Origin of the sequence: Clostridium bornimense (assembly GCF_000577895.1) — a bacterium.
GTDB classification, from domain to species: Bacteria; Bacillota; Clostridia; order Clostridiales; family Clostridiaceae; genus Clostridium_AN; species Clostridium_AN bornimense.
In genome coordinates this window covers 366,548-390,975 of the sequence record NZ_HG917869.1, presented here as the reverse complement: position 1 = coordinate 390,975, position 24,428 = coordinate 366,548, and the positions used below count along the sequence as shown (strand labels likewise).

The 24,428-nt window shown below is 25.5% G+C and carries 25 protein-coding genes; 21 read left to right on the top strand and 4 right to left on the bottom strand.

The genetic code is table 11. The features are described from left to right. Positions 1 to 15 precede the first annotated feature (15 nt). The 3 genes from CM240_RS15110 to CM240_RS15100 all read left to right on the top strand — a co-directional run bounded on the left by CM240_RS15110 (position 16) and on the right by CM240_RS15100 (position 1,460). Positions 16 to 561, top strand: a complete 546-nt coding sequence (locus CM240_RS15110) for an NADH peroxidase (protein WP_044040325.1) — start codon at positions 16 to 18, stop codon at positions 559 to 561. Between the two features lie 28 nt (positions 562 to 589). Further along, complete coding sequence (locus CM240_RS15105) at positions 590 to 910, top strand: DUF1540 domain-containing protein (RefSeq protein ID WP_044040324.1); 321 nt, start codon at positions 590 to 592, stop codon at positions 908 to 910. Positions 911 to 992: 82 nt separating this feature from the next. Then, on the top strand, positions 993 to 1,460 hold the full coding sequence (locus CM240_RS15100) for a chemotaxis protein CheX (RefSeq protein WP_044040323.1): 468 nt from the start codon (positions 993 to 995) through the stop codon (positions 1,458 to 1,460). 35 nt (positions 1,461 to 1,495) lie between these two features. On the opposite strand, the gene CM240_RS15095 is transcribed toward CM240_RS15100, so the two are convergent. Beyond that, positions 1,496 to 1,696 (bottom strand): hypothetical protein, encoded by a 201-nt coding sequence (locus CM240_RS15095; RefSeq protein WP_044040322.1) that lies wholly within the window; start codon positions 1,694 to 1,696, stop codon positions 1,496 to 1,498. Positions 1,697 to 1,888: 192 nt separating this feature from the next. Here CM240_RS15095 and CM240_RS15090 point away from each other — a divergent pair, with 192 nt between their 5' ends. The 4 genes from CM240_RS15090 to gshAB all read left to right on the top strand — a co-directional run bounded on the left by CM240_RS15090 (position 1,889) and on the right by gshAB (position 5,841). Further along, positions 1,889 to 2,131 (top strand): hypothetical protein, encoded by a 243-nt coding sequence (locus CM240_RS15090; protein ID WP_044040321.1) that lies wholly within the window; start codon positions 1,889 to 1,891, stop codon positions 2,129 to 2,131. Between the two features lie 93 nt (positions 2,132 to 2,224). Beyond that, complete coding sequence (locus CM240_RS15085; protein ID WP_044040320.1) at positions 2,225 to 2,500, top strand: hypothetical protein; 276 nt, start codon at positions 2,225 to 2,227, stop codon at positions 2,498 to 2,500. A 95-nt stretch (positions 2,501 to 2,595) separates the two neighbouring features. Continuing rightward, the gene (locus CM240_RS15080; RefSeq protein ID WP_044040319.1) at positions 2,596 to 3,228 is read left to right on the top strand and encodes an alpha/beta family hydrolase; all 633 of its coding nucleotides are present in this window, start codon (positions 2,596 to 2,598) and stop codon (positions 3,226 to 3,228) included. Positions 3,229 to 3,543: 315 nt separating this feature from the next. Next, positions 3,544 to 5,841 (top strand): bifunctional glutamate--cysteine ligase GshA/glutathione synthetase GshB, encoded by a 2,298-nt coding sequence (gene gshAB, locus CM240_RS15075; protein ID WP_044040318.1) that lies wholly within the window; start codon positions 3,544 to 3,546, stop codon positions 5,839 to 5,841. A 44-nt stretch (positions 5,842 to 5,885) separates the two neighbouring features. Here gshAB and CM240_RS15070 read toward each other — a convergent pair whose 3' ends face one another. After that, positions 5,886 to 7,268 carry a methyl-accepting chemotaxis protein gene (locus tag CM240_RS15070; RefSeq protein WP_044040317.1) on the bottom strand — a complete coding sequence of 461 codons (1,383 nt, stop codon included), beginning with the start codon at positions 7,266 to 7,268 and terminating at the stop codon, positions 5,886 to 5,888. A gap of 867 nt (positions 7,269 to 8,135) precedes the next feature. Between CM240_RS15070 and CM240_RS15065 the strand changes: the two genes are divergently transcribed. The 5 genes from CM240_RS15065 to CM240_RS15045 all read left to right on the top strand — a co-directional run bounded on the left by CM240_RS15065 (position 8,136) and on the right by CM240_RS15045 (position 15,360). After that, the gene (locus CM240_RS15065) at positions 8,136 to 9,872 is read left to right on the top strand and encodes an ABC transporter ATP-binding protein (RefSeq protein ID WP_044040316.1); all 1,737 of its coding nucleotides are present in this window, start codon (positions 8,136 to 8,138) and stop codon (positions 9,870 to 9,872) included. After that, positions 9,872 to 11,656 carry an ABC transporter ATP-binding protein gene (locus CM240_RS15060; RefSeq protein WP_044040315.1) on the top strand — a complete coding sequence of 595 codons (1,785 nt, stop codon included), beginning with the start codon at positions 9,872 to 9,874 and terminating at the stop codon, positions 11,654 to 11,656. The genes CM240_RS15065 and CM240_RS15060 overlap by 1 nt, the downstream gene beginning before the upstream one ends. Before the next feature lie 394 nt (positions 11,657 to 12,050). Next, positions 12,051 to 13,292: an LPXTG cell wall anchor domain-containing protein gene (locus CM240_RS15055; protein ID WP_044040314.1), complete on the top strand. Its 1,242-nt coding sequence runs from the start codon at positions 12,051 to 12,053 to the stop codon at positions 13,290 to 13,292. Between the two features lie 172 nt (positions 13,293 to 13,464). Next, positions 13,465 to 14,877, top strand: coding sequence for a [FeFe] hydrogenase H-cluster radical SAM maturase HydG (gene hydG, locus CM240_RS15050; RefSeq protein WP_044040313.1), 1,413 nt, complete (start codon positions 13,465 to 13,467; stop codon positions 14,875 to 14,877). 129 nt (positions 14,878 to 15,006) lie between these two features. Further along, positions 15,007 to 15,360, top strand: a complete 354-nt coding sequence (locus CM240_RS15045; protein ID WP_044040312.1) for a hypothetical protein — start codon at positions 15,007 to 15,009, stop codon at positions 15,358 to 15,360. Here CM240_RS15045 and CM240_RS15040 read toward each other — a convergent pair. Next, positions 15,350 to 16,234, bottom strand: coding sequence for a LysR family transcriptional regulator (locus CM240_RS15040; protein WP_044040311.1), 885 nt, complete (start codon positions 16,232 to 16,234; stop codon positions 15,350 to 15,352). The genes CM240_RS15045 and CM240_RS15040 overlap by 11 nt on opposite strands. A gap of 158 nt (positions 16,235 to 16,392) precedes the next feature. Here CM240_RS15040 and CM240_RS15035 point away from each other — a divergent pair, with 158 nt between their 5' ends. From CM240_RS15035 to CM240_RS17010, 8 genes are all read left to right on the top strand, one after another. Beyond that, positions 16,393 to 17,424, top strand: a complete 1,032-nt coding sequence (locus CM240_RS15035) for a YeiH family protein (RefSeq protein ID WP_044040310.1) — start codon at positions 16,393 to 16,395, stop codon at positions 17,422 to 17,424. Between the two features lie 114 nt (positions 17,425 to 17,538). Next, positions 17,539 to 17,871: a hypothetical protein gene (locus CM240_RS15030; RefSeq protein WP_044040309.1), complete on the top strand. Its 333-nt coding sequence runs from the start codon at positions 17,539 to 17,541 to the stop codon at positions 17,869 to 17,871. 68 nt (positions 17,872 to 17,939) lie between these two features. Then, positions 17,940 to 18,176, top strand: a complete 237-nt coding sequence (locus CM240_RS15025; protein WP_044040308.1) for a hypothetical protein — start codon at positions 17,940 to 17,942, stop codon at positions 18,174 to 18,176. Between the two features lie 494 nt (positions 18,177 to 18,670). Then, a complete protein-coding gene (locus tag CM240_RS17015; RefSeq protein WP_051483892.1) occupies positions 18,671 to 19,480 on the top strand; it encodes a DUF975 family protein in 810 nt (269 codons plus the stop codon). A gap of 199 nt (positions 19,481 to 19,679) precedes the next feature. Beyond that, on the top strand, positions 19,680 to 20,312 hold the full coding sequence (locus CM240_RS15015; RefSeq protein ID WP_044040307.1) for a DUF975 family protein: 633 nt from the start codon (positions 19,680 to 19,682) through the stop codon (positions 20,310 to 20,312). Positions 20,313 to 20,443: 131 nt separating this feature from the next. Then, the gene (locus tag CM240_RS15010) at positions 20,444 to 20,872 is read left to right on the top strand and encodes a GNAT family N-acetyltransferase (RefSeq protein WP_051483891.1); all 429 of its coding nucleotides are present in this window, start codon (positions 20,444 to 20,446) and stop codon (positions 20,870 to 20,872) included. Positions 20,873 to 21,119: 247 nt separating this feature from the next. Beyond that, entirely contained in the window at positions 21,120 to 21,620 is a 501-nt protein-coding gene (locus tag CM240_RS15005) for a gamma carbonic anhydrase family protein (RefSeq protein WP_044040306.1), read from the top strand. Positions 21,621 to 21,682: 62 nt separating this feature from the next. Continuing rightward, a complete protein-coding gene (locus CM240_RS17010; RefSeq protein WP_051483890.1) occupies positions 21,683 to 22,231 on the top strand; it encodes a hypothetical protein in 549 nt (182 codons plus the stop codon). A 117-nt stretch (positions 22,232 to 22,348) separates the two neighbouring features. Here the strand turns inward: CM240_RS17010 and CM240_RS14995 are convergent, their stop codons facing one another. After that, entirely contained in the window at positions 22,349 to 23,590 is a 1,242-nt protein-coding gene (locus tag CM240_RS14995) for an RNA polymerase sigma factor (RefSeq protein WP_044040305.1), read from the bottom strand. A gap of 324 nt (positions 23,591 to 23,914) precedes the next feature. On the opposite strand from CM240_RS14995, the gene CM240_RS14990 reads away from it, so the two are divergent. Then, positions 23,915 to 24,397, top strand: coding sequence for a DUF308 domain-containing protein (locus tag CM240_RS14990; RefSeq protein WP_044040304.1), 483 nt, complete (start codon positions 23,915 to 23,917; stop codon positions 24,395 to 24,397). Positions 24,398 to 24,428: the final 31 nt, after the last annotated feature.

Here is a 24,428-nt window from a genome sequence, read left to right as displayed (position 1 = left end):
AATGGAGGAGATACAATGAAAAAATTTATTTGTACAATATGCGGATATATTCACGAGGGGGATACTCCACCAGAAATATGTCCTATTTGCAAAGCTGATAGTAGCAAATTTAAAGAATTAAATAACGAATTAAATTTTGCTGATGAACACAGAGTAGGAATCTCAGAAGGATTGGATGATGAAATTTTAGAATCATTAAGAGCAAATTTTATTGGTGAATGTACAGAAGTAGGTATGTATCTTGCAATGTCACGACAAGCAGATAGAGAAGGATATCCAGAAGTGGCAGAAGCATATAAAAGAATAGCATGGGAAGAAGCAGAACATGCAGCAAAATTTGCTGAAATATTAGGAGAAGTTGTTGTTCCATGCACAAAATCAAATCTTAGTGCAAGGGTAGAAGCAGAATATGGTGCTTGTGAAGGAAAGAAGAAATTGGCCACTATAGCTAAGCAAAATAATTTAGATGCAATTCATGATACTGTTCATGAAATGTGTAAAGATGAAGCTAGACATGGAAGAGCATTTAAAGGTTTACTAGATAGATATTTTGATAAATAATGATTTTATATACAAAGGAGAGAGTTTTATGACAAGAATTAATTGCGACGTATTAAATTGTTCACATAATAAAGAGTATATTTGTTATTCAAATAGAGTTGATATAGGAGGAGTGGCTGCTGATACAGAGAATGGAACTTGCTGTGGTTCATTTTTAAATAAAGCTTTATATAGTGATTTAACTAATAACACAAATGATGGTGGACCTTGTGATGCACTTATTTGTAAAGTTGATACCTGTGCGTATAATGAAAATAAAATTTGTAATTTACATTCAATAGAAGTTAGTGGATCTAGAGCAGAAATTTATAGCGAAACTTTGTGTAATAGTTTTCAGAGTAAAAAATAGTAAATATTATTTAATATTAAGTTAATTTTAAAATTATACGATAATATTATTATATAATTTTATATAATAAGGGGGATTAATGGTGGATGCAAATCATATAAATTTAATATTAGATGCTTTTACTAATGTAATGCCGCAATTAGGATTAAATAATATTGAAAAAAAAGGCATATCTTTAAGAGATAAGATAATTAAAAGTGAGGGTATTGGTATAGTAATTAGCATAATAGGCGATGTAAAAGGAAATATAATTTACTTACTATCTGAAGAAGATGCTAAAAATATTGCTTCTATCATGATGATGGGGATGCCAGTTGAGGTACTAGATGAAATGTCTAAAAGTGCAGTGTCAGAACTTATTAATATGTTAACAGCTAATGCTGCCACTAATTTTGCTAATAACGGAATAGGAATTGACATTTCACCTCCAATGCTTATGCATGGAAATGTTACAGTAAGTACAAATGTTGATAAAGTTTTATCGTTAAAAATGGGAATAGAAAATATGCTTATGGAAGTCAATATAGCCTTAGAAAATTCTGTAGCATAGAAAAGAAAATGTAGTTAATGCTACATTTTCTTTTTTTATTTATTTTTCACTAAGACATAGTATTTTCCATAATGTTTAACAGGTTTTATGACTTCAAAGCCTTTATAAAACCCTTCTATAATAGCATCTTTTTTTATCTCTAAAAGTATATTTTCCTTTTTAGGTTTAATTCTTTTCTCATAAGTTATAACAGTTACTTTTTTTGGTTTATTACCTTTATTATTTTTGCTAGTCAATATAATGCACCTCTATAATATACTATATATATATTATATTAACTTAATCACATTAATAGACTAATTTTGTTAAAAGTTTATTAAGTAGTAATAATTTAATATTAAAAGTGATATAGTATAAAAAGATAGATATTAAATATAAATAAAAATAAATCTATTACATAAAATAACCTCATAAGAGGTGATAACAAAATGAAAGAAGAACATAAAACATTAGAAATTCTTGAAAATCATAAAAGAAACATATCTCGTATGGGAGATAGTGAACCATCAGCATTAAATATCTCTAGAGATTTAAATCATCTTAAAATTAACGATGATTTTTCAAATGAAGATCAATTATATAATGAATATTCAATTGATAAATATAATGGCGATAGTAAACTTTTAGAAGACCTAAGAGAAGTTGAAAGAAAAGATAAGAATAATAAATAATATATTAGAAAATTAACATACTATGAATTGCTATACTATTATGTAATATATAGTATAGCTTATTTACTATTTAATTATTATAGGGGGATAACAATGAATATAGTATTTGATGAGAAAGTAAAAAAAGCATTATTGGAATTATTAAAAGATACAAGTGCTGATTATATAAGAATTAAGCCTTTTAGAGGATGTGGTAAACCAGCATATCAAATATCTATAAGCTTTAAAGGGAAAAAAGATGATGAGGAAAAGATTAATGAAATAAATTTTGTTTTCAGTAAAGAAGATCGAGATATAATTGATAATATAGAGATTAAATATGATAAAGATATTTATAATGATGGTTTTTATATAAGGAAAATACTTTAGCCGCTTATTAATTTTAATTAATTTGATGGCATAATGGTTAAAAGGCTTATTTCAGTTGACTGAATAAGCCTTTGTAAAATAAGGAGTTGTTTTATATGAATAAAGAAATCATAAAAGTATCTTCTTTTTGGGGGGAAGAATTAGAAAATTTATTAATAAGTCAAAATAGTGATATTTTAACTATTATATTACCTGGTATGGGCTATACAAAGGATAAACCTTTATTAAACTTTGCATCTAAGTTAAGTATAACTAGGGGATATGACGTATTTTTTATTGAATATGGTTTCCAAGTAGTAAATAAATCTCTCAATATTAATAACAATGATGAAGTTAGCTATTTACTAAAAGAAACTATAGAGTCTATCCAATGTGTATTAAAGAAAACATATAAAAAGATTATTTTTATTGGAAAAAGTATTGGTACAGTAATAGCAACAAAAATAAGTGATAAATTTAATGAATTCGATCAAATACATATTTTGTTAACTCCTGTTGATGCTACATATATAAATAAAGTAAAATATAAAACTTTAGTTATTACAGGGACTGAGGATCCAATGATTAATAAGATTTATATTGATAAAATGATGGAAGATAAAAATATAAGGCTAGTTACAATTGAAAGAGGAAATCATAGCTTAGAATGCTCCAATGTTTTCATGAGTATAGACATGATTAAACAAGCTATACAAGAAGTAGATAATTTTCTAATAAATAATATGTAAATAAAAGCTATAGGATATCAATTATTCTATAGTTTTTACTTTAAAAATAATTTTAGTATATAGATAATATACAAAAATTTACTTTTTATACTAAAACGCATAATAGTACGTAGTAAATTATTATTAATAAATGATAGTGAACAACGTTGATTTAATTTATTGTGTAACAGCCGCGTTTCATTTATAATATATAGATAAGTATCTATATTAAGGAATGTGTTTATAAGTTATTCCTTTAAAATACTAATTATAAAATAACTTTAATAAAAAATTAATGCTCGTTTGAATGTATTTATTAGAAAAAGGTGAAAGTAGATGTTAGAAAAATTCAAAGTATTATTTACTAATAAAGAATTGTTGTCAGGAAACTATGGCATTGAGCGCGAGATGCTTAGAATAGATAAAGATGGAAATTTATCTTCTAATCCTCATCCGAGGATTTTTGGAGATAAAAATAAAAATCCATATATAACAACAGATTTTTCAGAAAGTCAAATTGAACTTATAACTCCTACATTTAAAGATGTTAAGGAATTATATCAATTTACAAATGCACTTTATGACATTGTAGCTACAGAAATAGGTGATGAATATTTATGGCCCCAATCTATGCCTTGTGCTATATCTAAAAATAAAAAAATTCCAATTGCAGACTTTGGAACTGAAGATAAAGATGCTACTATCTATAGAGAAAAACTTTTAGAGAAGTATGGTGGAAAAAAGCAACTTATATCAGGAATTCATTTCAATTTTTCATTTACAGAAGATTTTCTACGTAAAATATACAACATTAGTAATGTTGATATTAGCTATAAAGAATTTAAGAATAGTGTTTATCTTAAAGTTTCAAGAAGTTATATTAAATATAACTGGCTTTTAATTTATATATTAGGAGGTACTGCTGCTGTTCATAAAAGTTATGTTTGTGACTGTTTTAAGAATTTAAAACAGTTATCAAAAGATAGTTTTTCTAATGATGGTGCATTATCTTATAGAAATGGTGAATGTGGTTATAAGAATAAAATAGATTTATTTCCTAGTTATGATACAGTTGACGATTACATAGGAAGTATAAAGTCTTTTATAGATGATAAAATAATTGATACACATAAAGAGTTATATAGTCCAGTAAGATTAAAAGCAAAGGATAATACCAATCTCTTTGAATCTCTTATTAATGATGGAATTAATTATATTGAATATAGAAGCATTGATATAAATCCTTTAGAAAAAGGCGGAATATCATTAAATGATTTATATTTTTTACAAGTATTTAATTTATTTGCATTATTATATGATGATAATTATTGGGATGGATGGCAAAAAGAAGCTCTAGAAAATCAAAATATTATTGCTAAAAAAGGTCAAAATAATGTAGTCTTAAAAAACAATGGTAAGGATATATCTAAAGAGCAATGGGCAATAGATATTTTAGATAAAATAAAAAAAATAAATAATGAATTATGTTTAGGAAAAGAAAATATTATTGAAGGTGTAATAGAAAAGATTAAAGATAATACATTAACATATGCATACAAAATGGGAAGAAAAGTTCAAAGTAAAGGATATGTTAATGCTAATTTAGACTTATCTATAAAATATAAAAATATGGCATACAAAAATAGGTTTAGTCTTTGTGGATATGAAGATTTAGAACTTTCAACACAAATACTTATGAAAGAAGCAATTAAAAGAGGAATAATAGTAGAAGTTATTGACCGTAATGATAATTTTATATTACTTGAAAATAAGGGAATAAAACAGTATGTTAAACAAGCAACAAAAACATCAGTAGATAATTATATTACAATTCTTATGATGGAAAACAAAGTAGTAACAAAAAAGTTGCTATATGATAATAATGTTAATGTACCTAACGGCGTTGAAATTTTTTCTACTTCAGAAATAAATGATGTTATTAAGAAATTTCAAAATAAACCAGTAGTTATAAAGCCAAAATCTACTAATTTCGGATCTGGAATAAGTATTTTTAATGAAGGAACAGATAGTAAAAATTTAGCTATTGCTTTAAACATTGCTTTTAATTATGATAATACAGTGCTTGTAGAAGAATTTATTAAAGGAAAAGAATATAGGTTTTTAGTAATAGGTGATGAAGTAGTTGCTATATTGCATAGAGTTCCAGCTAATGTTACTGGTGATGGTAAACATTCTATAAAAGAGTTAGTCGATGAAAAAAATAAAGATTCTCTTAGAGGAACTAAATATAGAACCCCATTAGAAAAAATAGTATTAGATGATAATGTCAAATTATTTTTAGCTCAACAAAATAAGAATTTTGATTATATACCTAGAGATAAAGAAGTAGTCTATCTTAGAGAGAATTCTAATATAAGTACAGGTGGAGATAGTATAGATTATACTGAAAAAATAAATAAAAAATTTAAGGATATTGCAATAAGAGCTGCTAAAGCTGTAGATGCGAAGATATGCGGAGTTGACATGATTATAGAGGATTATAATGATGAAAATTCAAATTATTCAATAATAGAATTAAACTTTAATCCAGCTATTCATATTCATAGCTATCCATATAAGGGAAAAGAAAGAAACATAGCAGTGCATATACTTCGTTTATTAAATTTAATATAATATAATCCATAAACTGAACACGTTTATGAATCAAAAAAACGTGTTCAGTTTACTAATTTCATAAATTTATAGTTACCTATTTTTCTAGCATTGTCATTAATATGGTTTACTTGATTAGATATATCAATAAAATTAGAATTTAAAGATTCTATATTCTTAGTAATTTTTATTAATGCTTCATTTATATTTTCATTCATTTCTTTTAAATTATTCATGTTATCTTTTATCATAAATCCTTTTGAATGCAAGTTATTCATTATTCCATGTATAGTATATAAATGATTAATAATTTCATATTGCACGGAAAAAACTTTATCAAAACTAGCGGTAGAATTTTCTACTTCATTTATAACAGCAAAGAATTCTTTGGTGATTTTAGTAAGTGTCACCTTAATCTCTTCTGCTATTTCCATAAATCCTGTCCCGTATTCTATAGCATTATTAGATTCTAAAGAATCTAATTTTATTGCTTCAAGAGCTAATACCGCTTTATCTTGTAGAGAATCTACTTTATCTTTTGAATTCTGTATTGATACCTTTATATTATTAAAATAAGGTAATATATTATCGAATTTACCTTTTATCTTATTTGATATATTAGTTATCTTAAAATTATAGTAATGGATTTCTTCATTTTTACTTAAGGTAGTATCAATATCTGATATTATATCGTTTAATGAATCATCAGTTAAAATAACCGAATCAAGTATATCACCAGAATTAGAGGATATATCTTGTATAGTATCACGTATATATTCCATTGAGCATTGAGAATCAGAAACACTAGAACTAAGTGAACATAAAGAGTTGTTAAGAGTATTAACTAATTCATTTGTATTTCTAATCATAGATTCAAGATTTTTATTTGATTCTAGACTGTTTATTAGAAGTTCTTTAGAATTTTCAGCATTATAAATTACTAAAGCACCTACAACAATTAGTTGAATAGTAAAATACACAGAAATATGTGTTGTTTCAATATATGTTCTATGTAATGAATATTGTCCAAAAAAAACTGGTTGCAATGCATTACATAAGATCATTAATATAATATCAAACACAAGTATATTTTTAGCAAGCTTGCTATCATAATATAATCCAGCAATTAAAAGAGGTCCTATTAGTATATAAGGCATTAACACCCACATAGTTAAATATCCAATTATACAAGCTCCATTAAAGGTATATATAACAACTTTTTTGAAGTTTTCTTTATTATTTGAAAGCTTATAATATAGTATAGGATATATAAGTATTAAACTTGCCACAAAAAAAGTCATGTCTCTATAATTTATTATTTTCAGTCCTTTATTTGACAAAACAAAAACAAAATCAATAAATAGCATTATTGATGAAATAATAGAAACTTTATAAAGTTGTTCATCTATCTTTCTGTTGTTCTTTTCTAGTAAATTGTAACTTTCCATAATATCTCCCCCGTATTCCATAATTATGTACCTAACCTAATTATCGATGTTTAATAAATAACTTTAATTTCAGATATATTTCTATGAATATTATAAAAAAACAAAATTTGATATACATACAATCTAAAAACAAAAAAATTTTTAATAAAACTTTATTTTATCAATATACATATAAAAAAATACTATTATATTGTTGTATATAGTCACATTTGGCAAAGAAAAAATTGTAAAACTATACAAAAAATCTTTATTTTCTGTAAAACAATTTTTTCTATGATATAATTATAATAGAATGATTTATTATGGCACTAAAAGTAACTATTTTAGAATATTTAATGAATTACTCTTTCTTAAAACCCATTTATAAGAATTACGAGAAAAACTAGTTTAATGTTATTCTAAATACACTTAGTATTTAATTGTATCTCCCATGTACCTTATTATTTAATATTAAACTAAATTTTATAGTTATGAAATTGTTGCTGTATAAACCATTAGAGGGCGTATCTTAAACTTTATTTAAGATACGCTTTTATTATAAAAATTTAAATTACAAAAAAAACTTGACAAGGTAATTTTTAGAAGTGTAGAATATAAACTGTAGTTTAAAAATTAGAGAAAGGAGATAGGATTATGTTTAACTTAATAGAAGCGGTTATCGCCACAAATTCAAATTTAATATTATATGATTATAGCCTATCTCAAAGTCAGCTTGATTTATTTTAATTTTCTAATTTTAAATTAAAGATTTTGTATATTAAGGTTATGGTCATTTTTGCTCATAACCTTTTATTTATTCTAAAAGGTTATGGAGTAGTTCCATAGCCTTTTTTGTATTAAATCAATAAATAAAAAAGGGGGGATTCTGTGAATAGAATAATTAAGTATGTATTAAAACATAAATTAAAATTGTCAATAGGAACAATATCGATGTTTATAGTAATTGCCGCAGATCTTTGCATACCATATATGCAAAAAGAATTTTTAGATGGTGGAATTATTAAAGGAAATCATACTGTTATAATTTACACAATTGCAGGTATTTTATTAATGTCTTTAATCAAAGCAACTTTTGGTTATTGTAAAGAATATTATTATGACCTTATTAGTAGTGATGTTCATGAGGATATTAAAAATGATCTTTTTAATCACCTTCAGAAATTAGAATTCAAATATTTCGATGGAATGAATACAGGAGAATTAATGTCTCGAATAGGCGAAGATGCTGAAAATATATGGCAGACTATTGGTTATGGATTAAGATTATTTGTTGAAAATATAATATATTTTGTTTTCTCAACAATAATACTATTTAGCCTTAATTGGGAATTAACATTAGCTTGTATAGTAGTAATGATTCCAATTGGAATTATTGAAGTTAAACTTGAAAAAGTATTTGGAAATTGTTATGGAAAAATAAGTGATAAGACTGCAGAGATTAATACAACAGCTCAAGAAAATATTGCAGGAGTACGACTTGTAAAAGCTTTTGCAAGAGAAAAATATGAAATTAGTAAGTTACTTAAAATGAATAGAGAATATTATGATTTGAATATGGAACAAGGAAAAGCTATAGGAAGATTCTTTCCACCAATAGAATTTCTAACTAATATGTCTTTAATCATAATGATAACATTAGGCGGTTATTTAGTAATGAAAAAAACAATTACTCTAGGCGTTTTAGTTGCTTTCAGTGGCTATATATGGAACCTTATATGGCCTATGAGGATGCTTGGTGAACTTACAGATATGATATCTCGAACTATTGCTTCAGCTAAAAAAATCTTTAATATCATAGATAGATTACCTGTAATTAAAAGTAATGAAAATTGTTATAATCCCGAAAAAGTAGATGGTACTATTGAGTTTAAAAATGTATGCTTTAAGTATGATAACGAAAATGTACTAGAAGATATATCTATAAAAATTGCTAAAGGCAGTACTGTAGCTATAATGGGAACAACAGGTTCAGGAAAATCTACATTAGTAAATTTAATAGGTAGATATTATGATGTTCATAGTGGTGAAATATTTATAGATGGAGTTAATATCAAAGATTATGATTTACAAGTATTAAGAAGCAATATGTCTATTGTTCCTCAAGAATCTTTTTTATTTTCTGATACTATATTTAACAATATAACATTTAGCAACAATATAGCAACATTTGATGACGTAAAAGATGCATGTACTGTTTCTTGTTGTATTAATTTCATTGAAAATTTACCTGATGGATTTAATACAGAAATTGGTGAAAGAGGTATTGGATTATCAGGAGGACAAAAACAACGTATTTCTATTGCGAGAGCTTTAGTTAGAAAAGCTCCGATAATGATTTTAGATGATGCCACTTCAGCCTTAGATATGGAAACTGAGCACACGTTATTACAGAATTTAAAAAGTAATAAAAGAACATGTACTACTTTTCTTATTGCTCACAGAATTTCTGCAGTAAAAGATGCAGATATGATTTTATATTTAGAAGATGGAAAGATAAAAGAAAATGGTACACATAAAGAATTATTAGATCTAAAAGGTGCTTATTATAATGTTTATTGTGAACAATTTAAAGATTTTAAAGATACAGAAATAGAGGTGGTATAATGTCAAATGCTATAGAGAGAGATGAGAAGATAAGTAGTAGAAAAAGAATAGATATAATAAAAAGATTATTAAAATATCTATCTCCATATAGTGGAAGATCTATTATTGTAATATTACTGATGGTTTTTGTAATGCTATGTGGAATAATAAATCCATATCTTTTAAAAGTAGCTATAGACGAAAAGGTTCCTAATAATGATATCAATGGCATAATCCTAATTGGATTATCTCTTTTATCTCTAAACATCTTAGCATGGATATTATCTAGAATTAGATGGACAATGATTTATTCAATAACAAATAATATTTTAATTAATATTAGACATGAATTATACTCACATATACAAGAATTATCTTTTGATTTTTTTGACAAAAGACCAGTTGGTAAGATTTTAGCTAGAGTAGTAGGTGATGTTAATGCTTTAAAAAATCTTTTTAATCAAAGTATACAGAGTCTAATTCCTGAATTATTAAATTTAATTTTAGTAGCAGTAGCTATGCTTACACTAAATATAAAACTAGCACTTATTTGTATATTGCTATTACCTCCTTTAGCTTTAGCTATGTTCTATATAGAAATTAACTCAAGAAAAAGGTGGGAAATATATAGAAATAAAAGATCAAATTTAAATGCCTTTACCCATGAGGAATTTTCAGGAATTAAAATAGTGCAAGCCTTTGCAAAAGAAGATTATACAAATAATAAATTTGAAAATTTAGTTTCTGAATTGAAACATTCTTTTAATAAAGCAGTTCAATTAAATGACTTCTTTTGGCCATTAGTAGAAATTTTTTCAGGAATTGCTACAGTTATACTATTTGCTGTAGGATATAGACTTTTTACAAAAGGTGAAATAGAAGTTGGTACAATAATTGCTTTTTCAATGTATATTGGTATGTTCTGGAGACCTATTATGAATTTATCAAATTTTTATAATACCTTGATTACTAACTTTGCTGCTGCAGAAAGAATCTTTGATATCTTAGATATTGATCCTGCTATAAAAGATACAAAATATGCAAAGAAAATGAAGAAAATTAAAGGTTCAGTAGAATTTAAAAATGTAAATTTTGCTTATGAGAATAATATTAGAATCTTGAAGGATATCTCCTTTACAGTTAAACCTGGTGAAAAAGTTGCTTTAGTTGGCAGTACAGGTGCTGGTAAGTCTACTATTGTATCTTTACTAAGTAGATTTTATGATGTTTCTAATGGGGAGATTCTAGTGGATGGAGAAAATATAAATAAAGTAGAGTTAGAATCATATAGAAGTCAAATGGGTGTAATGCTACAAGACACATTTTTATTTTCTACAACAATAATGGAAAATATAAGGTATGGTAGACTAGATGCTACAGATGATGAAGTTATTGAAGCTGCAAAAAGTGTAAACGCACATGAGTTTATTATGAAATTAGAAAAAGGCTATAATACAGAAGTCAATGAGAGAGGCTCTAGGCTCTCATTAGGTCAAAGACAATTAATTTCTTTTGCTAGAGCATTACTAGCTAATCCGAGGATATTAATTCTTGATGAGGCCACAGCTAATATAGACACTGAAACAGAAAAGTTAGTTCAATACGGGATTGAAAAATTGCTAGAAGGAAGGACTTCTTTCGTTATTGCTCATAGATTATCTACAATACGTGATTGTCATAAAATTATGGTGATAGAAGGTGGACAAATAGTAGAAATGGGCACTCATGAAGAACTTCTTGATAATAAAGGTATATATTACAATCTATACATGGCACAATATAGTTTTATAAAAGAAGGCGCCTAATTGGCCCTAAATATGAAAGGATGATTTTAAAATGATTATGTTAAATAAATTAAGGAATAGAAGGTTCGATTTGGTAGGAAATAGAAGATTTAGTGAAAATAATATAATAGATAGGCGATGGTGAAATTGATAAATAAATTTATTAAAAAGTTTTTTAAGAAGAGAGATTCTATATATATAAATGATACAAACATTAATTACTCAGAATATAGATTATATACACAATTAAAAATGATGAATAATTCTTATATAAATCCAAAACTTAAATAAGTAAAAATAACTGTTCTTCAGAATGAATGGAGAACAGTTATTTTTAGGTTTATATTGTTATTACTTACACAATTTGTTAAAATATATAGTAAATATTTAAATAAATTAGAAAGTGAGTGAAAAAATGAAGAAACTAAAACAAATTTTATCGGTGTCTTTAGTATATCTATTATTAATTACTATAGCACCTATCAATGACTCAATAGCTGTTGCCACAGAAGAAGAAATTATACCACAATGTTTGCAGTATGAAAAAGGAAACTTAAAGTCAGTAATACAATCTAGTGAAGGAACTATTATATCTTATATAGGCGAAGATAAAGAAAAACTTAATTTATCATCAGTAATTAGCGGAGATTTATCATTACTAGATACAATTGAACTAAGTAATAGTAACATAGATGTCGATACTACTTTTTATTTATCGCAAAATGGAACAAATGTACAAGGGACTATTGATACAACTACTATTAAATCACTTTTAAGTCATGAATATGCTATTAATAATAAGGATATTTTTGAAAAACTGAAGGATTTAGAAAACTTAGATGAATTAGAATTATATACTGATGAATTAACTAAGAATGAACCTAATTATAATTATTCTAGTGGAAATTATAATTATTCAAATCTTGAAGATTATTTAAATGAGGATATATTTAATTCTGATGTGATTTACGATTCAGATTTTTTAAATAACCTTAGTGATTCACTAAAAGACAATAGCATAAAAGATCTCCCAGAAACAAAATTAGAATTTAACTGCGATAATACTTATTTTAATATTATTATAAGTGGTAAAAATTCAAAAGTTATTTTTTATAATATATTAAAACAAGCCTTGTGTATTATTACACCTGAAGGATATTCTATTTATCCAATAGATTCATTATCTGATATTATTATTACTAATAATTATTTATATGGTTATGATAAATCTAATAAGCAATATAAAAAATATTCACTTGAAAATAATAAAGTTAATTTAATAAATGAATTTGATAAGAATATAATTGATATAACAAAAGACAACTATAATAATATATGGGTATTAAAAAATAGTAATGGAAAAAAATATATATGCAAATTAGAAAATAATGCTTTAGTTTCAAAGTACCAAGTAGCAGATTTTATGGAAAAAATTTATGTATATGATGATGAAAGAATTATAGCATCTGGTGATGAAGGTTTTACAATTATAAAGAAAATAGAGGATACAATCTTACCTAACAACAATAAAAATAATGCTAAATCAAATAATGGAAAGTTACCACAAACAGGTGCACCATTTAATACCGTATCTTTATCTATGATATCATTAATAAGTATAGCTTTGGGTTCAATAATAATTAAGAAGTATAAATAGAAATAAAGTAGGGGTTCGAAATATATCGAACCCCTTTATTATAATAAAACATAAATACAGTATAGAATACAAAATGCAATTTATGTTAAAATATACTTATAATATAATATCATACGGAGAAAAATACTTAACTTTTAGGTAAGAGAACATAATGTTGAAGGAAGCGAAAAGAATGTATAATGTTAGGTCAAAAATAGCAACAGACTTTATTGATAATGAGGAAATCTTAGAAACTATTAAATATGCTGAAAATAATAAAAATAATAGAATTTTAATTGATAAGATTTTATGCAAAGCTCGGTTAATGAAAGGAATATCACATAGGGAAGCTGCTGTATTATTAGAATGTACTCTACAAGATAAAAATGAAGAGATTTATGCATTAGCAAAAGAAATTAAAGAAAAATTTTATGGAAATAGGATAGTTATGTTTGCACCATTATATTTATCTAATTATTGTATTAACGGATGCACCTATTGTCCTTACCATCATGGTAATAAACATATCGCTAGAAAAAAATTATCTCAAGAGGATATAAAAAGAGAAGTTATAGCTTTACAAGATCTCGGTCACAAAAGATTAGCATTAGAGACTGGTGAAGATCCAATATATTCACCTATCGAATATGTATTAGAAAGTATAAAAACAATTTATAGCATTAAACATAAAAATGGTGCTATTCGTAGAGTTAATGTTAATATTGCTGCTACAAGTGTAGAAAACTACAAAAAACTAAAAGAAGTCGGAATAGGTACATATATATTATTTCAAGAAACATATAACAAAGAACAATATGAAATACTACATCCAACAGGACCAAAACATAATTATGAATATCATACAGAAGCTATGGATAGAGCTATGGAGGGCGGGATAGATGATGTTGGTCTTGGAGTATTATTTGGACTAAATATGTATAGATATGATTTTATTGGTTTACTTATGCATGCAGAACATCTTGAAGCATCCATGGGGGTGGGACCACATACTATCAGTGTACCAAGAATACGCCCAGCAGATGACATAAATCCAAATGATTTTGAAAACGCAATATCTGATGAGATTTTTTCAAAAATAGTTGCAGCATTACGTATAGCAGTGCCATATACAGGACTTATTATTTCAACTAGAGAATCTCAAAAAACAAGAGAAAAATTACTTGAACTTGGCATTTCACAAATTAGTGGAGCCTCATGTACTAGTGTAGGGGGCTATGCAGAAAAAGAAGATGAAAATTCTGCACAATTCGAAGTTAATGATACTAGAACTTTAGATGAAATAGTTAGTTGGCTAATAGATAAAGAACATATTCCAAGTTTTTGCACTGCATGTTACAGAGAAGGGCGTACTGGAGATAGATTTATGAATCTTATAAAAACCGGAAAAATAGCAAATTGTTGTGGACCAAATGCTCTTTTAACATTAAAAGAATATTTAAATGATTATGCTAGTACTGAAACAAAGAGAAAAGGTGGCAAGTTCATTTTGAAAGAATTAAATAAATTGGAAAATATAGAAGTTAAGAAAATGATAGAGGATAGGTTAACAGAGATAGATAAAGGTATTCGTGATTTTAGAATATAACATAAGAGCTATAGATCAATATCTATAGCTCTTATGTTATATTTTTGTAAAGATTTACAAAACCATACTATTGTATCATTTTATAGTGTATAATAAAGTTAAGATTTACTATCAGGGGGGGAGTTAAAAATGAAATATTGTCCTCATTGTAATAATAAGCTAAAATTATTTAGTAAAGAAAGCTTCAATGTAACAAGATCATACGCATTAAAATGTGATAAGTGTAACAATAAATTTTCACATACATTACTAACAGATAGGTATAATACAATATCTACAGTATTTTTCTTTTCTATTATTCTTGTTTTTTTTGATGATATTCAATATTACATAAATCTATTAGTTCACAATAATTTTACTGCAAATGTTATAATATTTTGTTTAGTCCTTATTGGATTTATTATAATAAACAATTTTAACTTTCCCTGGACAAGATATGAGGCAACTTATGAGAAGGAGATAAATAAAGCTTCTACATCCTAGAATATTCTTTTAATTCTTCTAGAAAGATTTTCGTTGCTTTTGATTTTGTTATATGTTTGGGAAGTATATAGGAAAAATGTCTTATATAATTTTCTCCTAAATCAATAGTACAAATTTCTTTATTTTTTACAGCTTCAGCTGCTACAAGTTTTGATATAATTGTTATACCTAAATTATTTTTTACAGCTTCTTTTACAGCATAATTACTTCCTAAAATCATAATATTTTGGGGAGTTATTTCATTTACACCTAAAAACATATTCAAAAATTCTCTTGTTCCAGATCCTTCTTCACGAGCTATCCATCTTTGATTTTGTAATTTATTTAAGGAAAATTTTTCTTGGGTTATGTTATTGTAATATGGTAGAGCTAAGACCATTTCATCTCTAGAAAAATACTCTTGCTCAAAACTTGATGATGAAGAAGTTCCTTCTATTAAACCAACATCCAATATCATATCTTTTAATCCATTACATATTACAGCTGTATTTTCTATGACAACTTCAATATCAATATCTGGATATTTTTTAGTGAAATAAGCTAAAAAATCTGGAATAACATATTCTCCAATAGTTAAACTGGCTCCTACCTTTATAGATCCTTTTATAGAATTAGATTTATTTTGAATCTCCATATAAGTAGTTTCTAATAGAGTTATGATCTCTTTAGCTTTTTTATACAAGATATATCCTCTTTCAGTTATAAATATACTCTTCTGTTTTACTGATCTGTTTATCAAAGTAACCCCAAAATAGTTTTCAAGATTTTTTATATGATTACTAACACTAGGCTGAGATAAATTTAGTTGATCAGCCGCTTTAGTGAAGTTTTTTACCTCTACTACTGTAATAAAAGTTTTCAATTCTTCAATCATAGTCATAACCTCCTTATTAATAGGGCAGTATAATATAGAACATTGAACTTAATCATTAACAAAACTTATGATTATTATTTTTAATATTTATTTTACTTATGATTATACCAGATATATACTTACTATGAAAGAAATAAGAAAGGATTTGAGGCTACACTATGAGTGATAAAAAAAGAAGTTTTTCTATAGCTAATATTCGTGATATTATTCCAGGATTATTAGTATCTGTAGCAGTAGGATTTGCAAGTATTTTACTATCAAACTTTATACCTAAAGTAGGTGCTGCAACAATTTCGATTTTTTTAGGGATGTTAGTAGGAAATTTATTTTTAAATCAAAAAGTTTTTCATAAAGGATACAAATTTTCTGAAACTGATTTACTATCATACTCAATCGTTTTATTAGGTGGTACATTAAGTATATCTACTTTGATGGAATTAGGGTGGAGAGGCATCTTATTTATTATTCTTCAAATGGCTATAACTATAGTAGCTGCATTATATATAGGTAAAAAGTTAGGCTTCGGGCAAAATTTTAGATTTATGATGGCTAGTGGAAATGCAGTCTGTGGTTCTTCAGCTATTGCAGCTACAGCTCCAGTCATTGATGCTGATGATAAAGATAAGGGGATAGCAATAACAATTGTAAATGTCACTGGTATTTTTCTAATGTTTATATTACCTTTATTATCAAAGTTTTTATATAATCATGAAGTTATGAATACATCTGCTATGATAGGTGGAACACTTCAATCAGTTGGGCAAGTCGTAGCTAGTGGTGCCATGGTTAGTGAAGAAGTCAAAGATTTAGCTACAATTTTTAAAATTGTTAGAGTAATATTCTTAGTAGTTGTCGTATTTATATTCGGTCACTTAAAACATAAACATAATGAAGAAATTATTGAAGAAGAAATAGATGATGTTAAGAAAGGTAAAGTTAGAATTCCTTGGTATGTTATAGGTTTCTTTATAACATGTGCCTTATTTTCTCTTCATATAATACCTAATGGTTTATCCCATGTATTTAAAGAATTAAGCAATAAATTTGAAATAATTGCTTTAGCAGCTATAGGTTTAAAAGTAAATATTAAAGATTTAATAAAACAGGGGAAAGCTGTTTCATTATATGGTTTATTCATAGGTTGTGCGCAAGTAATTTCAGTTATAATATTGATTTTTCTTTTATTGTAAAGTTGCCTATATTTTTGATACTAAAAATTATATAAACTTATTATTGATAATGTAATTTAACGACTATATAATTATCAATAGTTATTTCAAAATTGCATATGCCGGAGGTACATTATGAATATAATTAGAACTTTGCCTAAATATCTTGGATTTAGTTGTACTTGGGCTATTTTATCAATATGTATGGCGATATATATATCAAAATGTACAAGTTACGATTTTAAAACAATTTTATTTATAGAAGGGATACTATTATTTATACTAGGAAAATGTAGTATTAAAAATCCTATTAATAATATAAATAGTCACAATACGCAAAGTAGAGATATCTTTGAATTAACAAATTATAATATAAAAACTTTATTACTATTATCAATCAGTAATATTACTTTCACGTTAGGATCATTTTTAATAATAATTGCTAGTATTTCTATTAATTCACCTTGATACAAAATATTAAAATGTAACAATTAATCATATAATATAAAGAAAGTCTTATTCAGGAGTGAAATGTAATGATTTCTATAACATTACCAATTCCTACAATAATTTCATTTGTTTTAGGTTACATTTTAGTATATAAGGTTTATAAACACAATAAAAATATCGGCTTTAATATTTTAAAAAATAGATTCTTAACATCAGTTATTCTTATTTTATTTTTATCTTTAACATTAATGAAACATATTGTAATTGTAGTATTTATTATAGGAATGTATTTATCTTTTATCATTAATAAAAAATTTAATTAAAATTATATTTTTAAGCCAGTTGCTTTAATAAGCTACTGGTTTTTTTAATTATTTTTTATACATTCTTAGTTTTAACTATTTTATCATTTTATTTCTCATCAAAAACTTTAATTTTACCTTCTTTTTGGTTTACTCCCTAACAAGACATAATTATTCTTATGTCTTATTAGGGAGATTTACTTATTTCTTTATGTAATTTACCATAGTTTACCCCTTGATTAACTATATGTTTAATTAGTTAACTTAGGTTAACTTTTGTAGTTATAACTTATTGATAGTTATAATACTAACATAATTAATATATATAATTAACTTAATTAAATATTTTACTAAATCTATATTCAAAAAGAGAGTTAGTATTATATAATCTTTTGTTTTTGAAAAATGAGAATAATTGTTTATGACAAAAATAATATAATTTGTAAATTATATTAAACTTTATGTATAATATAATTATATTAATTACATTATTGTCTAAATAAGGAGGAAAATTGATGTCTATTAAAATACTAAAGGAAAATGCATTAGATCAATTAAAAGGTAGATGGTTGATATCATTTTTTACACTTTTAATATATTTGATTATCTTACAAAGCACATCTGTTTTATCATCTATTTTATCTAGCACAAAATATGCTGATTCAATTTTAATGATACAGATTTTTATACTTAATACTGTTATTTCAATATTTCTAACAGGGGTAATGAAAACAGGAAAGTGCAAGTTTTTATTAAATATGACTAAAGATTATCACAGTGCTAGATCTATAGATTTATTTTCACAATTTAAAATTTATCCGAAAGCTTTTTTATTATCAGTGTTAATTGTTGTATTTTCAACTTTGTGGTATATACCAATATTAGTTATTTCAGTGATTTGTATATTAGTATACATGATTTCTCAACCAATTGAAGTCATTTTTAATGTTGAATATTATTTTGCGACAAATCAGATTCGTACTACTATGATAATTCTAATTGGAATAATAGCTCTTTTTATAATTGCGTCTCTAGTTATACAACTAATGTATTCGCAAGCCTTTTTTATATTAGCTGATAATCCTAATAAATCAACTTTTTCATGCTTACAAGAAAGTAGATTCATTATGAAAGGAAACAAATTTAGATATATATGGCTACATTTATCATTTATAGGATGGTATTTACTTTGTTGCACATTAGCAGTGCTTACTTCATTATTATTAGAAGTAAATATATGTACTATAATTCTTTTAATTGGTTTTTTACTAATTGAACCTTATATAGAATTGACTAAAGCTAACTTTTATGTAAATGCTAATTAAATTTATGATTTTCAAATAGAAATATTAAATATGTTATATTGATGTAATTTCTTGAATATAATTTCATTAAAGGTTTTGTTTACAACAATGACTTTACACTACTATATTAATATGATAGTATTTTAATAATGCTTTAGAAAATTTTGCTAATTATCTTGATACAGTGTTTTTAATAATATTCAATGGAGGTTTTGTTAATATGCAGAATTATGAAATTAGGGCTATGGCTCGAAAGCAGCTCCAAGGTAAATGGGGTCTCGCTTTAGGTACTTTTTTGCTTATTCAAATAATTTTAGTTGGAATAACATATCTAGGTACCTTTATAGGAATTCTTAGTGATGTTCGATGGATAGCGTATATAATAGCAGTTATATTTACACCAGTATTTACTTTAGGAAAATGTAGATTCTCTTTAAATTTAGCTACTGACAAAGATGCAGCAAACTTGGAAGATGCTTTTTCTCAATTCAATTTATTTTTTAAAGCTTTAGGACTTTTTATATTACAAACTATAATTATTTATGTAGGATTAATACTACTTATTGTACCAGGAATCATATTATCATTTTCATTAAGTCAATCATATTACGTACTTGTTGAAAATCCTGATAAATCTATTATAGATTGTTTAAAAGAAAGTAACACTATAATGAAAGGTTATAAATGGAAACTGTTTTGCTTATATTTTTCATTTATAGGATGGTCAATGTTAGCTTTACTTACTTGTGGAATAGGTACATTATGGCTTACACCATATATAGAAACATCTATGGCTTGTTTTTATAAAGATATAACTAAAGCAAATTATGATAATACAATAGAATTTCAATAAGATAAAAAACTCCGGTATAACTGGAGTTTTTTATCTATAACTATTTCCCCTACCTACTTATAGATTTATAAGTGACTTATTATTTTTTTATACATAAGATAATAATATATTTATGAACACAGGAGATATTTATGAATAATTTAAATATTGAATTTGAAAATACAATTACTGTTGAAAATTATAATAAATTACGTAGATCAATAGGTTGGGTAGAAATTCCAGAAGAAATAGCAAAAAGAAGTTTAGATAACTCTATATTTATTATTGCTGTTAAACTAAAAGATGAAATAATTGCATCTGCAAGAGTTGTTGGTGATAAAGGTTATGTGGCAGTTATTTTTGATGTAATGGTAGATCCAAGATACCAACATATTGGCATAGGAACTATTATGATAGAACAGATTTTAGATTATCTCGTTAATTCCATTACTATTGGAGAATGTATTCATATAACCCTATTTGCTGAAAAAAACAAAGAAGGTTTTTATAAAAAATTCGGCTTTACAGAAGTACCTAATTCAGCAACTGGACCAGGTATGTTTAAAACTATTTGGAAGTAATTTCATTTATAAGACTATTGCATAAATATTATGTAGTGGTCTTTCTTTTTTTCGTAAAACACCTAAATTTTATCATAAAACATATATTTTTACTTTTGTATTAAAATAGGCTTTGAAATATGTCAAATATGAGAAACTATAGAAACTTTTATGAAATAATTGCATAATTATAGTAGGAATTATTTAATGACTTAGTATGATAGAGTCACAAATTTTATTTTCTATAGTAAGGGGATTTTAACAATATATGATAAAAGGCAGTGAATTTAAAATGAAAAAAATTGATAAAAGTTGTTTTATTGCAAAAAACGTTGAGTTAATAGGCGAAATAAATATTGGATATAATACATCTATATGGGATGGCGTTACAATAATGAGCAATACCGATACAACTATCATTGGATATAACAGTAACATTCAGAACGATACTATTATATATAATGATTTCGGTTCACCTACTATTGTAGGAAATGACGTCACAATAGGTAATAACTGTGCTATACATAGTTGTAAAATTAATGATAACGTATTAGTTGAGGGTAATGCAGTAATAAAGCAAGGAGCCGAAATAGGAGAAAATACTATAGTGTGTGCCGGAAGTGTCATTGAGAAAGATAACAAAATTCCATCTGGTGTGTTATGTAAAGGAAACCCTGCTAAAATAGTTAGAAAACTTACAGATAAAGAAATAAAATCAATTAAAATAGTTGCCGATCATTATATTGCTTTAGCAGATATCTATAAATAAATTGTGATTTCAATGAGATTTTTGATATACTATTTATTATAGTAACTAAAAGGAGGATTATTATGGATTATTATAATTATTTCTTAGATTTTGAAAAATTTATTATAGATGGTGATTTAAAAGGAGCCGAAGACTTTGCTTTGAAAACTTCAAAGGATCTCGGTTTATCAGATAGATTATTAAAAACAATAAACAATATTAATCTCAGTAATTATGAAAAAAGTATTGAAGAAGCTATTCCTGAAGCTATAGAGGTTGCAAAAGAATTTAATGCAAAAGCCATTTACTTTGATTATGATATAGATAATGATTGGGATAGTTACTTATTTATATGTAGTGATTATAATAGTGTGGAAGATGGTAATGAGGATTGGAGCACTAAATGGGTAGCTTCAATTAATACAGTGTCTCTTTTTGATTATGCAGATATATTTCTTAAAGAAGCTAATCAGGATTTTTTTGAAGGTAATCACGATACTGCCATATTGCTTATCCTAATAGCGAAAACAAATATATTATTTGCTAAAGCAGCTTTAAAATATAAAGATTGTGGTTTTAAAATATGTATAGGTTATCATGACCAAGATATAGCAACAAGAATAGTTGAATAACTATTGGTTATTTTTTTAATTAAAATAGAAAATTTAAATAATAAATAAAAAAAGATTTGTTAGCTTTGGGTACTAACAAATCTTTTTTTTAGAAAAGTTGAGTAATTAATAATTTGGTTATTTTTGTATAATTGATGATATCATCTTAATAAAATCTTCTTCTGACACCCCCTTTGCTGTAACTGAATATCCTATATCATTATGCATAAATTCTTTAAAGTGCTCATCTTTTGTTTCTAAATCTTCACTATAAGATATTTCGTCATCTACAATAGATATTGATGATGAATTTTCTTTATATGATGATGAGTATACAGGTAATTGACCTTTAGAAACATCTATACTAATATAACTATTTTCTTCACCCACATAGTAAAAATTAAAGTTATCACATTCTAGAGTTTGATCTTCTGATATTACTTCAATCTGATTATTTGATGTCACTTCTTTAAAATTTTCTGGTATATATGTAGGTCTAGGATCTACCCCTAAATAATCAATATATTTAGTTTCTGACCACTCCTCTACCCCATTATCTTCATCAGCACCTTCAGAGGAACTCTCTTTTGCATAAGCTAAATTTTTATAATTAAAATCACCTTTAGATAAATTAATAGACTTATCATATTCAGTAATCTTTAATCCATTATTGGCATCTTTATCATAATCACCATAAACAAAATTAGTAGAAATAGTCAAAATTCCTATTGATAAAAATAATATTGCTACTATAGCCATCTTTTTATAATTTTTCATAAATTGCTCTCCTTTACTTTCTTCGTTATACCCCATCATATTTCTAGATAATTTATAAATATATTCTAACGGAAGAACAATTCTTGCATTAGCTTTTTTGTACTCTTTTTTTAGCTTTTCATGATCATATTCGTTTTCCAACATTTTCTCAATTCTATTTCTACTGATACATATTTGACGTTTTACATATGACTTATTACAATTAAATAATTTGCTTATTTCTTTTATTGACATATCTTCGCAATAATATAGATGAAAAACTATACGATCCTTTTTAGAAATACTTAAGACTTTATTATATAGAATTTCTTGCTTTGAATTTTCAAAACTAATCTTATCTGTAAAATTGGTAAATTTAATAAGATTTCGACGAAAGAATTTATTAGAAAACTCTATTGTTGTTTCAATAAACCATAATTCTAAATGATAATCACTTATAAAGCCTTTAGAATGCTTGACATATTCAAGAAAAACATTCTCCACTACCTCATTAGCACTAACCTTACTTTTAGTTATTACTAGTGCAAGTCTATATACTAATGTAGAATGTTTACTTAGTATATCATTTATATAACTTTTACCTATTAATGAATTAGTACTCATGATTAAAACTCCTTATGCTATATCTTTAAAAAAATTGTCGTAAATCTTTCTTTACTTACATTATAATACATAATATAACAAAATAATCCTTCATTCACGAAAGGATACTTCTCTTTAACGATATTCTCACAAATCGCTGATATTCCTATATTTATTGAAACTTTATTAAAACAGAATACTCTAAATATAATTTTCTTTAACGCTTAAGACTAAAAATCTGACGTTCAGGAAATACATTGATATATATTTTTTATATATTGAACAATTCTTTATGTTATTCTTTCTTTTTTAATGGATACACTATATATGAATGGAGGAATTATTATGAGATATATGTTAAGTAGAATATTTATGTTGGAAGGAATAATATTAGGAATTTTAGGTTTATTATTTTTATTTAATCCAATAGAATCCATGTTTATATTTACTGATATTGCTGGCTGGTTCTTTATATTACTTGCTATACTTTCCATATTAAAAATTCCTAGAGATATCTTGATGGGTATAATTGATTTAGTAATTGGATTAATCCTAATAATAATGCCAATAGATACTATTGGTGTATTAATAATTTCTTATGGTATGTGGTCATTAATAAAAGGGATATATTTATTAATAATGTTTTTTACAAACAAGAATACTCGTAGCGGGATATTTATTCTTTATTCTGTAGTAACTATTATATTCGGAATAATCATATTATCAAATTTAGCTACAGGTTATATGATTCTACCTTACGTAATTGGTATTTATTTTGTACTTAGTGCTATTTCTGAGATTTTTATTGGATTTAGATTTGGTCATTAAGATAATATTTTTAAATTTTTTAACACAGTAA

Excerpts from the sequence above, each read along its gene's own strand:
- CM240_RS15110 (WP_044040325.1), top strand. The coding sequence starts at position 16 with ATGAAAAAATTTATTTGTACAATATGCGGATATATTCACGAGGGGGAT.
- CM240_RS15105 (WP_044040324.1), top strand. The coding sequence starts at position 590 with ATGACAAGAATTAATTGCGACGTATTAAATTGTTCACATAATAAAGAG.
- CM240_RS15090 (WP_044040321.1), top strand. The coding sequence starts at position 1,889 with ATGAAAGAAGAACATAAAACATTAGAAATTCTTGAAAATCATAAAAGA.
- CM240_RS15085 (WP_044040320.1), top strand. The coding sequence starts at position 2,225 with ATGAATATAGTATTTGATGAGAAAGTAAAAAAAGCATTATTGGAATTA.
- CM240_RS15080 (WP_044040319.1), top strand. The coding sequence starts at position 2,596 with ATGAATAAAGAAATCATAAAAGTATCTTCTTTTTGGGGGGAAGAATTA.
- gshAB (WP_044040318.1), top strand. The coding sequence starts at position 3,544 with ATGTTAGAAAAATTCAAAGTATTATTTACTAATAAAGAATTGTTGTCA.
- CM240_RS15070 (WP_044040317.1), bottom strand. The coding sequence starts at position 7,268 with ATGGAAAGTTACAATTTACTAGAAAAGAACAACAGAAAGATAGATGAA.
- CM240_RS15060 (WP_044040315.1), top strand. The coding sequence starts at position 9,872 with ATGTCAAATGCTATAGAGAGAGATGAGAAGATAAGTAGTAGAAAAAGA.
- CM240_RS15055 (WP_044040314.1), top strand. The coding sequence starts at position 12,051 with ATGAAGAAACTAAAACAAATTTTATCGGTGTCTTTAGTATATCTATTA.
- hydG (WP_044040313.1), top strand. The coding sequence starts at position 13,465 with ATGTATAATGTTAGGTCAAAAATAGCAACAGACTTTATTGATAATGAG.
- CM240_RS15045 (WP_044040312.1), top strand. The coding sequence starts at position 15,007 with ATGAAATATTGTCCTCATTGTAATAATAAGCTAAAATTATTTAGTAAA.
- CM240_RS15040 (WP_044040311.1), bottom strand. The coding sequence starts at position 16,234 with ATGATTGAAGAATTGAAAACTTTTATTACAGTAGTAGAGGTAAAAAAC.
- CM240_RS15035 (WP_044040310.1), top strand. The coding sequence starts at position 16,393 with ATGAGTGATAAAAAAAGAAGTTTTTCTATAGCTAATATTCGTGATATT.
- CM240_RS15030 (WP_044040309.1), top strand. The coding sequence starts at position 17,539 with ATGAATATAATTAGAACTTTGCCTAAATATCTTGGATTTAGTTGTACT.
- CM240_RS15025 (WP_044040308.1), top strand. The coding sequence starts at position 17,940 with ATGATTTCTATAACATTACCAATTCCTACAATAATTTCATTTGTTTTA.
- CM240_RS17015 (WP_051483892.1), top strand. The coding sequence starts at position 18,671 with ATGTCTATTAAAATACTAAAGGAAAATGCATTAGATCAATTAAAAGGT.
- CM240_RS15015 (WP_044040307.1), top strand. The coding sequence starts at position 19,680 with ATGCAGAATTATGAAATTAGGGCTATGGCTCGAAAGCAGCTCCAAGGT.
- CM240_RS15010 (WP_051483891.1), top strand. The coding sequence starts at position 20,444 with ATGAATAATTTAAATATTGAATTTGAAAATACAATTACTGTTGAAAAT.
- CM240_RS15005 (WP_044040306.1), top strand. The coding sequence starts at position 21,120 with ATGATAAAAGGCAGTGAATTTAAAATGAAAAAAATTGATAAAAGTTGT.
- CM240_RS17010 (WP_051483890.1), top strand. The coding sequence starts at position 21,683 with ATGGATTATTATAATTATTTCTTAGATTTTGAAAAATTTATTATAGAT.
- CM240_RS14995 (WP_044040305.1), bottom strand. The coding sequence starts at position 23,590 with ATGAGTACTAATTCATTAATAGGTAAAAGTTATATAAATGATATACTA.
- CM240_RS14990 (WP_044040304.1), top strand. The coding sequence starts at position 23,915 with ATGAGATATATGTTAAGTAGAATATTTATGTTGGAAGGAATAATATTA.